The organism is Bacillota bacterium (assembly GCA_012837285.1).
Classification (GTDB): Bacteria; Bacillota; DTU030; order DUMP01; family DUMP01; genus DUNI01.
Genome location: DURJ01000073.1, coordinates 1 through 15,871, shown reverse-complemented (window position 1 = coordinate 15,871; position 15,871 = coordinate 1). Strand labels below are relative to the sequence as shown.

Sequence of the window (15,871 nt, the reverse complement as noted above, 5' to 3'; positions counted from 1 at the left end):
GAAGTATGGTTCCTGTGTTGATCCTGGTTATGACAATTAGAAGATATTGAGCAGGCACAATTACAGTGAATTTAGGCTACTTATAGTCTGAGCTCCGGAGCTCCCTACGTTGAGACAATTACGCACTGACACTTTCTGCAGCGGAAGGATTACTAATTCCTGACGGCGAAAACATAGTGAGTAAAATGAGTAGTAGTTAGGGAGGTACTCAAGATTGAAAAAGAGATGTTTGGGCCGTGCCGGCCTTGATGTATCGTTTATGGGGATGGGCGGGATACCTATCCAACGCATAGACAGCGAAAGTGCGGCCAAGGTGTTGGACGCGGCTATTGAGGCCGGAATCAACTTTTTTGATACGGCCCGTGGTTACAGTGATAGCGAAGAGAAATTCGGTACGGTGTTAGGCCCCAGGCATTCAGAAGTGATCATTGCCACAAAATCCATGGCACGAACAAAAGAAGCTATGGCGGCTGATGTTGAGACCAGTCTGCGCAATCTGCAGGTTGATTTTATCGATCTTTACCAGCTTCATAACGTGCGTACCAAAGAAGAGCTAACGCAGGTATTGGCTGCTGACGGAGCCTTGCAGGCTTTGCGAGAGGCTCAAGCTGCCGGCAAAGTGAAGCACGTGGGGATTACGGGCCATATAGTGGATGTTTTGGTTGAAGCGGTAAAAACAAACGAATTTGAAACAGTGCAGTTTCCCTTCAATGCTGTGGAAACAGAGGCGGCGACAGCTTTGTTACCGTTGGCTGAGAAGCTCGATTTAGGGGTAATAGTGATGAAGCCGCTGGCCGGAGGAGCCTTGACTCCAGCCGAACTGGCCCTGCGCTTTTTCTGGGACTATCCTGTCTCTACTGTTATTCCTGGCATGGATTCCATTGAACAGGTTAAGGCCAATGCCAAGCTGGGCGAGCGTGCCTTACTGTTAACCCACGAGGAAAGGCAGCACTTAAACACAGAAATTGACCGACTGGGGAATCGTTTTTGCCGGCGCTGCGAGTATTGCTTGCCATGTCCGGAAGGTATTCGCATCCCGGTGATCTTTACTTTTGATGGTTATTGGACGCGTTATGGCCTAAAAGACTGGGCTGAGGAACGTTATGCCCAGATGAAGGTGAAAGCCGGGGCCTGCATTGAGTGTGGCACTTGTGAGAGCCGCTGTCCGTATAATTTGCCCATTCGTGAGATGCTAAAGGAAGTTGCAGAGCATTTTGGCAGTTGACAGCGGTTCTGAAGTATGCTAGAGTTACGGCAATGAGCAATTCTGACCAACTTCTAGGATCGGGAAGAGTAGGCGGCAGAAACGTTAGTAGAGAGCCGGGGCAGGTGGAAACTCGGCAATGTAGCTGCAGGCCGAATGGACCCAGGAGAAGCGGATCGAAACCGTAAGGTAGTAGTGGCTGCCGGCAGTCCGCCGTTAACAGGACAAGGTATCGGGCATTATTGTTCCTGTACCTGAGCTGGAGCTATAAGCTCAATTGGGGTGGCACCGCGAGTAAGACCTCTCGTCCCTTTGTGGGACGAGAGGTCTTTGTATTTCCGGAAAGGAGCTGATAAGAGTGACCTGAAAGGCATTACCTATACCGACAATAAACTTACCATCACTATCGATTAAGGAGTGGGCGAAAAACATGAAGACTAAGGAACTAGCTCTTACAGCTCTGTTTCTGGCCATGGGATTGGTGCTACACCAGATTACCATCGGCTTAGTAGCGGGGATGAAACCGGACTTTGTCGTTACCATGCTGTTTGTTGCTTTTCTGTTGCTGCGCAATCGACGTTTGGTGCTACCGGCCGGCTTAGCAGCCGGAATTATTACCGCACTGACCACCAGCATGCCTGGCGGGCAGGTGCCCAACATTATCGACAAACTGATCACGGCGTTTTTTACCATGGGGCTCATTCGGTTGCTACAAGGGCATGTGGCTGATTATGTCCTGGCAGCTATGGTGGGTTTTGTCGGTACAGTAGTCAGTGGTACTGCTTTCTTGGGCAGCACTCAGCTGATTATGGGGTTGCCGGTGCCATTTCGAGTGTTGTTTACGGCGGTGGTTCTTCCCACAGCGGCTATGAATACTGTGTTCACACCAGCCATCTATGGTATCTGCTTAACTCGAGCCGGCTCCTTTAAGCTGGCTCCAGGCCGAAAATCAGCCTCTCCGGCCAAGACGGCGGACACTAGAACTGGCTGACAACATAGACTCTTCTATTTGGGCGCTGTCAAGCAGCGCCTCTTTTTTGTCTGTGTGGGGGCATAGGTAGGGGGTTATCCTTCGCTGTTAGTGCATATGATGTTAGGAAACACTGAGAGGAGAAGGATTGTCTTGCCGATTACCTATGTTGTTAATGTGCCGGTGACAGATGTATGGGACAGCCCTGAGTCAAGAGGCGAACACAACCGGCTGACTCAAGCCTTGCTGGGCGACCCTGTATTAGCGGAAGAAAAGAACAACTTTTGGCTAAAAGTTCAAGTTCCCGACGGCTATAGGGGGTACGTGCAGCGGGCCCATTTAGTACCGGCGTCTGCTCCTTGTTCCAGCCTCAAGGGTACAGTGATAACGGCCCAAACACAAATACAGCTGGTAGAGGAAGAGGCACCGCACCACCGGCAAATAACAGCTTATCTAGGTACTAAGCTGCAGTTGGCCCAAGGCACCGGTCCCGGTACCAGAGATTACCACTACACGGTCTATTTGCCGGACGGGAAGACGGGCCTCATTGGCCAAGACTCCGTTGCTGTTGGGAAGCCATCCCGACACCTGGCCCAGGTGGCGGAGCGGGCCCAAAGATTGGCCCTGTGCTTTATCGGAGCCCCATATTTATGGGGCGGCATCACCTGTGCCGGGGTGGATTGTTCGGGCCTAGTGTATGCAACCTACCGCTGTGCCGGCTTGTTATTGCCGCGGGATGCGGACCAACAGTATCTGAGTTCCCAGCCGGTAGCCGGGCCGCCGGTGCCGGGGGACTTGGTGTTTTTTGCCACTGAGGAACCGGATGTGGCCTCACACGTAGGGCTGTATTTAGGCCAGGAGAGGTTTCTCCATGCCTCCAGTCGCTTAGGGGGTGTGGTGATAACGTCGCTTAACAGTCCTTTTTACCGGAGACACCTGTTGGGTTGGCATCGCTGTCGGGCAAATTGTCGCCGCCCTGGTTCAGCGGCAGGATTTGAGTCGGCGGAAGGCGAAGTTAGCAGGCGAGAACAGGAGGCAAGGAGCGATTGGATTGAGGTACCGCCTGTTGGCTCTTGACCTGGACGGAACATTACTCGATGACCACAATAGGATTTCGCTGCGCAACCGGGACGCCATCTGGGCGGCCCGAGATCGAGGGGTAGTGGTTACACTATCCACCGGTCGCATGTACCGTTCGGCGATACGGTTTGCCCACGAGCTAGAGATGGAAGTGCCCCTGATAACTTACAACGGAGCCTTGATCAAAGACAGCGGCGGCCAGGTATACCGCGATTTGCCGCTACCGCTGCCGGCTGCCCGTATTGCCCTGGCCATTGCCCGAGAATACGATCTGCATGTGAATTTGTTTATGGGCGATGAGCTGTTCGTGGATCGAGATGATGAGTGGACCAAGCGTTATCATCGGTCCAGTTCAGTCCCGCCGAAAATAGTACCGGATTTAAAGCGAGTGCTCACCGCAGCGCCCAATAAAGTGTTGTTTTTAGGTACAGAAGAAGAACTGCAGCCGGTATGGCCCGTATTAGCCGAGGAACTGGCCGGCCAGGCTCATATTACCAGCTCCAGTCCCCAATTTGTGGAGATAATACATCCCAGGGTCTCCAAACAAAGTGGTTTGGCCTATCTGCTCAAGCAATTCGGCCTTACAGCGAAAGAGGCTATTGCTATCGGCGATAATTATAATGATTTAGAGATGATTACTTATGCCGGCCTGGGAGTTGCCATGAGTAACGCGCCTAAAGAAGTCCGGGCCCGAGCCGACTATGTTACCGGCGACAACAATGACGGCGGGGTGGCTCAGGTCATTGAAAGATTTATCCTGAGTTCCGACGAGGAGCTGTGCAAATGCAAGCATTTGTGATCGTCAGCGGGTTGTCTGGGGCCGGAAAATCCACTGCTGTACGGGTGCTGGAAGATATGGGCTACTTTTGTGTGGATAACTTGCCGCCGGATTTGTTACCCAAGTTTGCTGAGTTGTGCCTGCAAGGTAAAGTGAACAAGGTGGCCCTGGGTATCGATATCAGAGGCGGGGGTTTCTTTGAGCACATCTTGGAACGCTTAAAAGCGCTGGAACGGATGGGGCTTAAATACCGCATTATTTTTCTTCAAGCCTCCGACGAGACTTTGATTCGCCGGTATAAAGAAACCCGGCGGCGGCACCCTTTGGCCAAGGAAGGACGGGTTCTTGAGGGTATTGCCGACGAGCGGAAACGGATGCAGGAACTACAAAGCCGGGCCACCTATGTTATCGATACCACTAATACCACCCCGGCTCAACTGAAGGAAGAAATCCGGACCCTGTTTGCGGAAGGCGAAGACTTAGAGCGACTGTTGATCACCCTGGTAAGTTTCGGGTTCAAGTTTGGTGTACCGCTTGATGTGGACATGGTCTTTGATGTTCGGTTCTTGCCCAATCCTTACTATGTGGAAACCCTGCGGGATTGTACCGGCAAAGATGAGGCGGTAAGAGACTATGTGCTTCAGTGGCCGGTGACGCAAGAGTTCTTGACTAGGGTTCTGCAGTTGATTGAATTTCTTATTCCTCATTTTATCGCTGAAGGTAAAACTAGCTTGGTTCTCGGCATCGGCTGTACCGGCGGGCGCCATCGCTCCGTAACCTTAGCCGAAGAACTGAGCGGCCACCTCAGTGCGAACAACCACCGCGTCTTTGTGCAACATCGGGACGTGGATAAGGATATGGAGGCATAAGGTTGAATTCTAAGCCCAAAAGACACCCCCAGGGGCCCAGAGTTGTGGCCTTGGGTGGGGGCACCGGTCTTTCCACCCTCCTGCGGGGACTTAAAGAATACACTGACAATATCACCGCCATTGTAACCGTTACCGATACCGGCGGCAGTTCCGGGCGCCTGCGCTTGGAGCTGGGGATGTTGCCGCCGGGGGATGTGCGCAATTGCCTGGTGGCTTTAGCCGATACGGAACCTCTGATGGAACAGCTGTTTCAATATCGGTTTCCCGGCGGAAGTGGATTGGCCGGACATAGCTTCGGCAACCTATTTCTGGCCACCATGTGCGAAGTGGTAGGGGACTTCGAGGGCGCAATTAAGGAAACAAGCCGGGTGCTTAAAGTTCGAGGGCAAGTGTTGCCGGCCACCTTAACCAGTGCCAACTTAGTGGCAGAGTACGTAGACGGCACCGTGGCTCGAGGCGAAACCAGCATTTGCCGCCCGGGAGTGCCGATACGTCGGTTAAGTCTGGATCCGCCTGAATGTCAACCGGTCCCGGATGCATTAGCTGCTATAGCGACGGCGGATCTAATTGTCTTAGGCCCCGGGAGTCTGTATACCAGCATTTTGCCCAACCTGCTGGTTCAGGGCATACCGGAGGCTTTAGCGTCCAGCCCGGCGGTGAAAGTGTATGTGGTAAACGTGATGACTCAGCCGGGGGAAACGGACGGTTACACTGCTGCGGACCATATTCGGGCCGTGGTCGACCAAGGCGGGCAACAAATTATTGATTGGGCCCTGGTCAATACTCAGGGTCCTGTAGGCGGTACTTTGGTCCGGTATCGGGAAGAAGGAGCCGAGCCGGTATCGGTAAACAGACAAGAACTCGAGGGTTTTGGTCTGCGGATCAAGGAAGCGCCTCTCTTGTACGTTAATGACATGGCCCGACACGATCCGGACAAACTAGCTCAGTCGGTATTAGCGCTATTGACCTGATAGAGGTGGAGGAGTTGTTATGTACAAGACGTTTTCCTTCAAGGTAAAAGATGAACTGTCTCGGCTGCAGCCAGGGAAGTTATGCTGTTTGCAGTCTGAGCTGCTGGGTTTTCTCCGCGCTGGGGCTGTGCTGGAAGCAGGGCAGTCAGGGATACAGGTGATTGCAACTACCGAGAGTCCCTCCGTAGCCCGGCGTGTTTTTCTGCTGCTCAAGCATACGTCAGCTTTAAACGTCAAAATTTCACGGGAGCCCCGCCGTATGCAGCATCACAACCTCTATTCTGTGCGCCTACCGACCCAGCCCGGATTAAAAGAATTCCTGATCCGACTGGGATTTCTGCGCAGTGGCACCGGCGCCGACAAGACAGTGATTCCGCCGGCCGACTGCTGTCGCCGGAGCTACCTCAGAGGATTCTTTCTCGGTTCCGGCTCGTTGAGCAACCCGGAGCGCTTCTATCACCTGGAGCTGGTAACCGGGAGCCGGCGCAGCGCCGCTCACCTAATTCGGCTGCTCCTGGGGTTCAATTTGCGGGCCCGGCGCGTGGAGCGTAAAGATCGTCAGGTGGTCTATCTGAAGGACGGGGATGACATCGCTGCTTTTCTGACCCTGATCGGCGCTGTAACCAGCCGTCTGGAATTGGAAAATATCCGGGTGGTTAAAGGCGTGCGCAACCAAGTGAACCGCCTAGTTAACTGTGAAACGGCGAACCTCAGTAAGACCGTGGAAGCAGCATGCCGGCAGCTAGCCGCCATTCGCTGCCTGGTGGACAATGTGGGTCTGGAGAACTTGCCGCGGCCCCTGCGGGAGGTGGCACGGCTGCGCCTGGAGCACCCGGAGGCAACTTTAAAGGAGCTGGGAGCGCAGCTGGATCCTCCCCTGGGAAAATCCGGAGTCAATCACCGGTTACGTCGATTAGAACAAATGGCCGCTGACTTTAAGATCGAGTAAAGAAGGTTTTTGGGTACCAGATGGCGAATTTCGTAGGTGACAGGGCGATGTAGCGGGCGTAAATAGAAAAAAGCCCGGAGCCGGAAAGGTTAGGCGGGGAGAGGGGTACGAAAAGGATGGGTGTGGCACATAGCCTTGTTCTGGAGCAAACCCAAAAACTGATCATGACCCAGGAACTGTGCCAAGCTATTGCCATTTTGCAGATGCCGACCCAAGAACTGCTGACATATGTTCAAGAACAACTGGAAGAAAATCCACTCCTGGAGTTGGAAGAAGACGACTCCCAGCCAGAGCTGCCGGAGGCTGAGCCGGATTGGGCCGAGTATTTTCGCGATACCAGTGATCTCGGCTTTGTACCCAGGACTAACTTCTCCCGGGAAGGGCCTGCCTGGGACAATTTCCTCAGCCGTGAACAGACATTGGCCGAACACTTGCTGGCTGATTGGAGACTGGTGGCCCGAACCCCGGAAGAGAAACAAATGGGCCAGTTTATTATCGGCTGTTTGGACGGATATGGCTATTTGCGCTTGAGTATAGCCGAAATTGCCGACCAACTGCGGCAATCGCGAGCCAAGGTTTTACGAATTGTTAAGGCTATTCAACAGTTGGAACCCAAAGGAGTGGGAGCCAGAAGCCTCGAGGAATGCCTACTGATTCAAGCCGAATCCCTGGGCTGCCTGACACCGGAGATACGGCAGGTTATTCTTTACTATTTGCCTGATTTGGCCGAGGGCAGATTGGGACGCATAGCCCAGGAGCTGAATTTGTCGCTGCTGCAGGTGCAGGCCATCCGCGATTTTATCCGAACTTTAGATCCTAAACCCGGTCGTCAATACAGTGACGGCGACCAAGTTCATTACATTGCCCCGGACATCACGGTGCAGAAGGTAGGAGACGAATATGTGATCCTGGTGAACGATGCGGTGGGCAATAGGCTTCATGTGAGCAATCATTACCGTCGTATCCTAACTAGTCCTGAAGACGTGGACGGTCAGACCAAGAGATATGTGGAGACCAAGCTCAATTCAGCGGTCTGGCTTATTCGCAGTATTGAACAGCGACGATTGACCATCTATCGAATTGTAGAAACATTGCTCCGGTTGCAACGTCCGTTTTTCGATTACGGGGTCCGCCACTTACGCCCGCTAACGCTGCGGGAGGTGGCAGTGGAAATAGATGTCCATGAATCCACGGTCAGTCGGGCTACGGCCAATAAATATATCCAGACTCCCCATGGAGTCTTTCCGCTACGGGTATTGTTCGACAGCGGGGTCGAAAGTGCCAACGGTAAAGGCGCAGCAGCCGAATCGGTGAAGCGGCTGCTGGCCGATTTGGTGAGTCAGGAAGATCCCTATAAACCTTACAGCGATCAACAGTTGTCCGAGCTACTGGCTCGTCGGGGTATCAGCGTGTCACGCCGGACAGTGGCCAAGTATCGTCAGGAAGCCAATATCCCGTCCTCAGGCTGCCGGCGTCGCTATTAAAAAACTGTGCCATTAGGCAGGATTTTCTTTCCCGACGAAGAATTAACACCTAGGAAGCGGGAGGAGGCCGTTTTTCTTGGCTTATGTGGGACAAATAATGCAAACGCGGGACGCACTGCGACCCTCAAGAAAAAGTACCATGCGGACAGCATCTGAGTTGCAACAGCGCCTAGTACCGGAACTGATAGAGGTTCTTAGTCGGAGGTATACTATTCTCCGAACTATCTCTTTACTCATGCCCATCGGACGCCGGGTATTAGCCAAGGAAATGGATACCACCGAACGCAAGCTGCGTTCGGAGGTGGAATTCCTGCGCGAGCAGGGCTTCATTGCCACCAGCAGCCTGGGCATGATTCTTACTTCCCAGGGCCAGCAATTAGTGGAAGAGTTAGATGTTTACATGCGGGAACTACATGATTTGTCCGAAGCCGAATCGACCTTGGCCCGTCATCTCCGGCTGGAACGTGTTATTGCCGTACCGGGTGACAGTGATAAGAGCGAGCTGGTGCAACAAGACATGGGTCGAGCTGCGGCCCAGTATCTTAAGTCCATTCTGGCCCAGGACATGGTGCTGGCTGTATCGGGGGGTACCACGTTGGCAGCCGTGGCGACGGCTCTGATTCCGGCCAATTTTCACGGTGCCTTGACGGTAGTGCCGGCCCGCGGTGGCATGGGTGAAGACTTGGGCAAACAGGCTGGAAGCATCGCCGCCAAGATTGCCGCCAAGCTCAACGCCAATTACCGCTTGCTCCATTTACCGGACAGCTTGGGTGCAAAAGCGGCGGCAGTTGTCGCCCAAGAGCCGGAAATCCGTGAGGTTCTGGAGGTGGTGCGTTCCGCTTCCATTCTTCTCCTGGGGATTGGTGAAGCTCGGGCCATGGCCAAGCGGCGGAATCTGCGCCCTGATCAGGTGATGCTGTTGGACCGGGTGGGTGCTGTGGGTGAGACTTTTGGCTACTACTTCAATCGTCAAGGGGAGATTGTCTATGTAACCCCTAGCACCGGCCTTAAGCTGGAGCATATCAAACGAATCGGGCACGTTATTGCCGTGGCCGGCGGTAGCAGTAAGGCGGAAGCTATGCTGGCCGTGCTGTCCTACGATTTTCCCGCCACAACGCTGGTAACCGACGAAGGAGCTTTGGTGGCAATGCTCAGCTGCATCGAAAGGAGGGGAGGCCCCCTGGTATCTCTGCGCTAGGGTTTTCAGTAACAACACAGACTCAGGAAAGGAAGGATAGTTCATGACAATCAAAGTAGCTATCAATGGTTTTGGTCGGATCGGAAGACTGTTTTTACGAGCAGCTCTTTCTAATCCAGCGATAGAAGTGGTGGCTATAAACGGTGTGCGCGACAATGCCATGTCGGCCCATTTGCTCAAGTACGATTCTTTGTACGGCACCTTGCATCATGAGGTGACAGCCACTGAAAACGGTATTCGGATGGACGAGACCGAGATTCGCACCTTTAACATCCGCGATTCCTACGACTTCCCGTGGGCTGAAGTGGGGGCCGATGTTATACTGGAGTCCACTGGTAAGCTGCGCGAGCGGGAAAAGCTGGAGTATCATCTGAAGTCCGGGGCCAAGAAAGTTGTTGTTTCGGCTCCGGCCAAAGGTGAAGACATAACAGTGGTGATGGGAGTAAATGACCAGCAGTATAATCCGGCCGAACATAACATAATCTCCAATGCCTCTTGCACCACCAACTGCTTAGCACCGGCAGCCAAGGTTGTACATGAGAGCTTCGGTATTGTCAAAGGCCTGATGGTAACGATTCACTCTTACACCAACGACCAGAAAATACTGGACGCCAACCACAAAGATCTGCGCCGGGCCCGGGCCGCCGCTTACTCCATCATACCTACTACCACCGGTGCCGCCAAATCGGTAGCGCTGGTTTTGCCTGAGCTCAAGGGTAAACTCAACGGTTATGCCCTGCGGGTACCCACGCCCACAGTGTCCATTGTGGATCTTACCGTTGAGCTGAGTAAAGAGGTGTCGGTGGAAGAGATCAACCAGGCCTTCAAAACGGCTGCCGACGGAGCGCTGAAAGGAATTCTCGGGTATACGGAAGAGCCGTTGGTTTCCTGTGACTTCCGCGGTAGCTCCATATCTTCCATTGTGGACGGAGAACTGACCCAGGTAATCGGCAACCTGGCCAAGATAGTGGCTTGGTACGATAACGAATGGGGCTATACCTGCCGCTGTGTGGACTTGGTCGCTGCTATCGGGAAAAAAGGTTACTAGGTTATTGCCTAGGAAAGAACCGGGGTCAGGCTGTGGCCTGGCCCCTGAAACCGAAGGAGGGACAGAACACCTATGGCCAAGAAAACCTTACGCGATCTCCCCCTGCACGGCAAGCGGGTTTTGGTCCGAGTCGACTTTAACGTGCCGCTAAAGGACGGCCAGGTAGCCGACGATACTCGTATTCGAGCCGCTTTGCCCACCATCGAGTTTCTACGGGAAGCCGGTGCCAAGATTATTCTTGTTTCTCACCTTGGACGGCCGAAAGGGAAGGCAGTGCCAGAGCTGCAGCTAGATCCAGTGGCAAAACATCTAGCCCAGATGCTGCAGGCTCCGGTGGAGAAAACGGCTGTATCCGTGGGCCCTGAAGCCCAGAGAGCAGTTAACGCCCTAGGTGAGGGTGAGGTCCTGCTGCTGGAGAACATTCGCTTTTACCCCGGTGAAGAAAAAAACGACCCTCAGTTGGCTCAGGATCTAGCTCAGCTAGCGGACATCTACGTTAACGATGCTTTTGGCACCGCTCACCGGGCTCATTGTTCCACTGCCGGTGTGGCCAAGTTGCTGCCGGCGGTGGCGGGCTTTTTGATGGAAAAAGAGCTGAAAATGCTGGGCGAAGCGCTGGAGAAGCCGGAGCGGCCTTTTGTAGCTATTTTAGGCGGGGCCAAAGTATCCGACAAGATAATGGTGCTACAGAATCTGGTCGCCAGGGTAGACGCCCTGATCATTGGTGGGGGCATGGCCTTTACTTTCTTGGCAGCCCAGGGCAAGAAGGTAGGGCGCTCCTTACTGGAAGAAGACAAGATTGAAGTGGCGGCCGAGATATTGGCCAAGGCGAAGCAGCAGGGTACCCAACTGCTGTTGCCGGTGGACGTGGTGGTGGCACCGGAATTAGCTGAGTCGGCCCCGGCGAAAGTGGTGGCAGCGGACGCCATACCGGCAGATCAAATGGGGCTGGATATCGGGCCGGAAACCAGTAAACTGTACGCCGATACTATCTCTCAGGCCAAAACCGCAGTCTGGAACGGGCCCATGGGAGTGTTTGAACTGGAACCGTTTGCCGCTGGAACCCGGGCCGTAGCCCAGGCTTTGGCCGCTTCCGCTGCTATCAGCGTGGTCGGCGGCGGCGATTCGGCGGCAGCCGTGGCCAAATTCGGACTCAGTTCCCAGATGACCCATATCTCCACTGGCGGCGGTGCTTCGTTAGAGTTCCTGGAAGGGCGGGAACTGCCGGGAGTAGCCGCACTACAAGACAAATAGAAGGTGAAATCCATGCGAGTCCCGATCATTGCCGGTAATTGGAAGATGAACAAGACCGTACCGGAAGCCGTTGCTTTAATCCAGGAACTGGTGCCCTTGGTAGCCCATAGCCAAGGGGCGGAAATTGTCGTTTGTCCGCCTTTTACCGCCTTATATCCCGTGGGTCGTGAACTTAGCGGGACCAATATAGTATTGGGTGCCCAAAACCTATTTTGGGCTGATCAAGGAGCGTATACCGGGGAAATCTCAGCCGCCATGCTGGTGGATTTAGGAGTAAGCTATGTTATCCTCGGCCATTCCGAACGCCGCGCTTACCAAGGCGAAACCGATACCCAGATCGCCAACAAGTTGCAAGCGGCCTTCAAAGCGGCCCTAAGGCCCATTTTGTGTGTCGGGGAACACTTGACCGACCGGGAGCAAGGACGGGCTCAAGCGGTGGTGGAGACCCAGTTAGAAGAGGATCTTAAGCTACTCAGTTCCGAACAGGTGCGGCAACTGGTGATAGCCTATGAGCCCATTTGGGCTATTGGCACCGGCCGCTGCGCTGAACCGGCTGATGCCGCAGACATGGCCCAGATGATTCGTAACGTGGTGGCCGACAAGTTTGGCCCCGGCGCGGCGGCTGAGGTCAGGATTCAATACGGCGGCAGTGTCAGCGGAGCCAATAGCCACAGCTTCCTGTCCCAGGCTGGAATCGACGGTGCATTGGTGGGCGGAGCCAGTCTCAAAGCTGAAGACTTTGCGACCATTGTCAAGTCGGCATTAAGGTAGAAGGGGGCAGAGTTGTGCCGCTTCACCCCGTGGTTCTAATTGTAATGGATGGCTGGGGTTGTGCCCCGGAAAGCTCGGGAAATGCCATAGCTCAAGCCCGTATACCGAATCTAACATGGTACTGGCGTCGCTTTCCCCATACCTTGTTAGGGGCGGCCGGAGAGGACGTGGGGTTGCCGGCGGGCCAGATGGGGAATTCTGAGGTGGGGCATCTTAATCTCGGGGCCGGCCGCATTGTGTACCAAGACTACTCTCGCATTAACCGGGCCATTAGCCAGGGAGATTTCTTTACCAATTCAGTGTTGCTGGAGGCCCTGGCCCAGGCTCAGGGACAGAGCCTGCATCTTATGGGCCTGGTCTCCGATGGCGGGGTCCACAGTCATATGAACCATGTCTACGCCTTGCTGGAGTTGGCGGCCCAACACGATTTGCAGCGGGTGTTTGTACATGCCTTTCTCGATGGACGCGATGTGCCGCCGACAAGTGCCGGCACTTACCTGGCGGCGCTGGAAGAGAAAATGGCTGAGCTGAACTTGGGCCACATCGCCACTATTAGCGGTCGCTACTGGGCCATGGATCGGGATCGGCGTTGGGAACGAACGGCCCTGGCCTATAAGGCGCTGGTCTTAGGGGAGGGCAAAACAGCCCCGTCAGCGGCCCAGGCTATAAAGCAGGCCTATGAGCAGGGCGAAACCGATGAGTTTGTCCGGCCCACGGTTTTGGTTCAGGACAACGGCGATCCGGTGGCCCGGATAAAGGACGGGGACGTGATTATCTTCTTTAACTTCCGTCCCGACCGCGCCCGCCAGCTAACCCGAACCTTTGTCGATGAAGATTTTTCTGAGTTTAGCCGCGGACCGCAGCCGCCGGCGGTGCATTTTGTCTGTTTTACCCAATACGACGAAACCATAAAGGCACCGGTGGCGTTCGCACCGCAGCGCCTGACTAATACCTTAGGTGAGTACTTGTCCCGCCAGGGTCTAACCCAACTTCGGATTGCCGAGACGGAGAAATATGCCCATGTTACTTTCTTTTTTAGCGGCGGCGAGGAACAACCTTTTCCCGGTGAACAGCGGCGCCTGATCCCATCTCCTAAGGTGGCCACTTATGATCTTAAGCCAGAGATGAGTGCTTATGAAGTTACGGCGGCAGTGATAGAAGAGCTCCGCCAAGGGAAGTTCCACCTGGTGATTCTAAACTATGCCAATGTGGATATGGTGGGACACACCGGTAAAATTGCTGCCACCATCCAGGCGGTGGAGACAGTGGATCGGTGCGTGGGGCAGGTGGTGGAGGAAGTATTACGTCAGCGCGGAGTGGCTTTGATCACGGCTGATCATGGTAACGGAGAGGAAATGCTGGATGAGGGGAACCGGCCCCATACGGCTCATTCCTGCAACCAGGTACCGTTTATCGTGGTGGCCGACGATACCGACGCTTGGGAAGTTCGGCCGGGACGTCTGGCCGATGTAGCCCCGACAATACTGGATCTGCTGGATCTGCCTACGCCAGCAGAGATGACAGGGGAATCATTGCTTGGGCGGTAGTTACCCCCGACACCCGCACCCGCCCAGGCCAGGTCAGTGGACAAGAGTAACAGGAGGTGCAACTTTGTATACAACCATAGTTGATATTTGGGCCCGCGAAATATTAGATTCTCGCGCTAATCCCACTGTGGAAGTAGACGTGGTTTTGGCGGACGGGAGCTTCGGCCGGGCCGCAGTTCCGTCCGGAGCATCCACCGGAGCCCGGGAGGCATTGGAACTTCGAGACGGTGATATGAACCGCTACCTGGGGAAAGGGGTGCTGACAGCTATAGCCAATGTCAACGAGGTCTTGGCCCCCGAACTTCTAGGCATGGATGCCCTGGACCAGGTAGCAGTGGATAACGCTATGATCGCTTTAGACGGCACCGAAAGCAAGAGCAAGCTCGGAGCCAATGCCATTTTGGGAGTTTCCCTGGCAGTGGCTCAAGCGGCAGCCAATTCACTGGGCTTACCTCTGTATCGTTACGTAGGAGGCCCAGCGGCTCGACTGCTGCCGGTGCCTATGATGAACATATTAAACGGCGGCCAACATGCCGACAACAACGTGGACATTCAAGAGTTCATGGTTGTACCGGCCGGGGCGGCAAGTTTTGCCGAGTCTCTGCGCTATGGGGCAGAAGTCTTTCATACCCTAAGGAAGGTCCTCAAAGAAAAAGGCCTGGCCAGCGGCCAAGGCGATGAGGGCGGCTTTGCGCCAGATCTATGCTCGAACGAAGAGGCCCTTAAATTATTGGTCATGGCCATCGAGACAGCCGGGTATAAACCCGGACAGGATGTTTTTCTGGCCATCGATGTGGCGGCCTCAGAGCTGTACCAAGACGGCCGCTATGTTCTGGCCGGAGAAGGGAAAACCCTGACCGCATCGGAGCTGGTGGACTACTATGCCCAGTTCTTTGAGCGCTATCCCATAATCTCCATTGAGGATGGCCTGGCGGAAGACGACTGGGAAGGCTGGCAAGAGCTCACAGCCCGGCTGGGGTCCAAGCTGCAGCTGGTGGGCGATGACGTGTTTGTAACCAACACTGAACTGCTCAGCCGGGGTATTGAGCAAAAGGTAGCCAATTCTATTTTGATCAAGGTTAACCAGATCGGCACTTTAACCGAAACCTTGGCGGCCATTGAAATGGCGAAAAAAGCTGGGTACACCGCCGTTGTCTCACACCGTTCCGGCGAGACCGAAGATACCGCCATTGCCGATATCGTAGTGGCAACCGGGACCGGGCAAATAAAGACCGGGGCGCCGTCGCGCTCCGAGCGGGTGGCTAAGTACAATCAGTTACTCCGGATTGAGGAGATGCTAGGCGAGAATGCTGTCTTTTCCGGGCATGGAGCTTTTCACCGCTAACAGAGCGACAGCGAAACAGGCACCCACAACATGCTTACTCCCCGGCTCCGCTATACGCTTCCACTGTTCTAAGGCTCGGTTCGGAGCGCGTCTAGAAGGCTGCGGATTATTTGCCGCCGCAATTTGAACAATCCAAATGGCGGAAACGGCCCCAAATGTCCTCGCCGGTCTGATGCGCTAACCTCACGCTCGCCAAGAACGGTAACTCGAAGCTCCGACATGTCGCCGGAGAAGTAAGCACCGGGCCGCAAGTATAGTCATCGCCGCGGCGGCATGGGTCCACCCCTGAATAGCTACGCAACATCAATGGCAACGTTTCTGGCCCAAGCGCCGAATCGTTGCCATTTGCTCTTTGGTATGCTAAAATTAACAAGGTGCCAACGGGGAATAATTGAGAGTGAAT

General features: G+C 54.5%; 14 protein-coding genes. All 14 read left to right on the top strand.

Annotated elements, in window-relative coordinates:
- Positions 1 to 259 precede the first annotated feature (259 nt).
- The 14 genes from GX016_04295 (at position 260) to eno (ending at position 15,468) form a co-directional block, all read left to right on the top strand.
- A complete protein-coding gene (locus tag GX016_04295; protein HHT70780.1) occupies positions 260 to 1,225 on the top strand; it encodes an aldo/keto reductase in 966 nt (321 codons plus the stop codon).
- Positions 1,226 to 1,634: 409 nt separating this feature from the next.
- Positions 1,635 to 2,195, top strand: a complete 561-nt coding sequence (locus GX016_04290) for a tryptophan transporter (GenBank protein ID HHT70779.1) — start codon at positions 1,635 to 1,637, stop codon at positions 2,193 to 2,195.
- A gap of 132 nt (positions 2,196 to 2,327) precedes the next feature.
- Entirely contained in the window at positions 2,328 to 3,251 is a 924-nt protein-coding gene (locus GX016_04285; GenBank protein HHT70778.1) for a hypothetical protein, read from the top strand.
- Complete coding sequence (locus GX016_04280; protein ID HHT70777.1) at positions 3,226 to 4,053, top strand: HAD family phosphatase; 828 nt, start codon at positions 3,226 to 3,228, stop codon at positions 4,051 to 4,053. The genes GX016_04285 and GX016_04280 overlap by 26 nt, the downstream gene beginning before the upstream one ends.
- Positions 4,038 to 4,901, top strand: coding sequence for an RNase adapter RapZ (gene rapZ / locus GX016_04275; protein HHT70776.1), 864 nt, complete (start codon positions 4,038 to 4,040; stop codon positions 4,899 to 4,901). The genes GX016_04280 and rapZ overlap by 16 nt, the downstream gene beginning before the upstream one ends.
- Positions 4,898 to 5,872, top strand: a complete 975-nt coding sequence (locus GX016_04270; GenBank protein HHT70775.1) for a YvcK family protein — start codon at positions 4,898 to 4,900, stop codon at positions 5,870 to 5,872. Before rapZ ends, GX016_04270 begins: the two co-directional genes overlap by 4 nt.
- 19 nt (positions 5,873 to 5,891) lie before the next feature.
- Complete coding sequence (whiA, locus tag GX016_04265; protein HHT70774.1) at positions 5,892 to 6,821, top strand: DNA-binding protein WhiA; 930 nt, start codon at positions 5,892 to 5,894, stop codon at positions 6,819 to 6,821.
- Positions 6,822 to 6,937: 116 nt separating this feature from the next.
- Positions 6,938 to 8,305, top strand: coding sequence for an RNA polymerase factor sigma-54 (gene rpoN, locus GX016_04260; GenBank protein ID HHT70773.1), 1,368 nt, complete (start codon positions 6,938 to 6,940; stop codon positions 8,303 to 8,305).
- A gap of 76 nt (positions 8,306 to 8,381) precedes the next feature.
- Complete coding sequence (locus GX016_04255) at positions 8,382 to 9,503, top strand: hypothetical protein (GenBank protein ID HHT70772.1); 1,122 nt, start codon at positions 8,382 to 8,384, stop codon at positions 9,501 to 9,503.
- 43 nt (positions 9,504 to 9,546) lie between these two features.
- Positions 9,547 to 10,551 carry a type I glyceraldehyde-3-phosphate dehydrogenase gene (gene gap, locus GX016_04250; GenBank protein HHT70771.1) on the top strand — a complete coding sequence of 335 codons (1,005 nt, stop codon included), beginning with the start codon at positions 9,547 to 9,549 and terminating at the stop codon, positions 10,549 to 10,551.
- 72 nt (positions 10,552 to 10,623) lie between these two features.
- The gene (locus GX016_04245; GenBank protein HHT70770.1) at positions 10,624 to 11,805 is read left to right on the top strand and encodes a phosphoglycerate kinase; all 1,182 of its coding nucleotides are present in this window, start codon (positions 10,624 to 10,626) and stop codon (positions 11,803 to 11,805) included.
- A 12-nt stretch (positions 11,806 to 11,817) separates the two neighbouring features.
- Complete coding sequence (locus tag GX016_04240) at positions 11,818 to 12,576, top strand: triose-phosphate isomerase (GenBank protein ID HHT70769.1); 759 nt, start codon at positions 11,818 to 11,820, stop codon at positions 12,574 to 12,576.
- Between the two features lie 44 nt (positions 12,577 to 12,620).
- Complete coding sequence (locus tag GX016_04235) at positions 12,621 to 14,123, top strand: 2,3-bisphosphoglycerate-independent phosphoglycerate mutase (protein ID HHT70768.1); 1,503 nt, start codon at positions 12,621 to 12,623, stop codon at positions 14,121 to 14,123.
- A 64-nt stretch (positions 14,124 to 14,187) separates the two neighbouring features.
- Positions 14,188 to 15,468, top strand: a complete 1,281-nt coding sequence (gene eno / locus GX016_04230; GenBank protein ID HHT70767.1) for a phosphopyruvate hydratase — start codon at positions 14,188 to 14,190, stop codon at positions 15,466 to 15,468.
- The last annotated feature ends 403 nt before the right edge of the window (positions 15,469 to 15,871 follow it).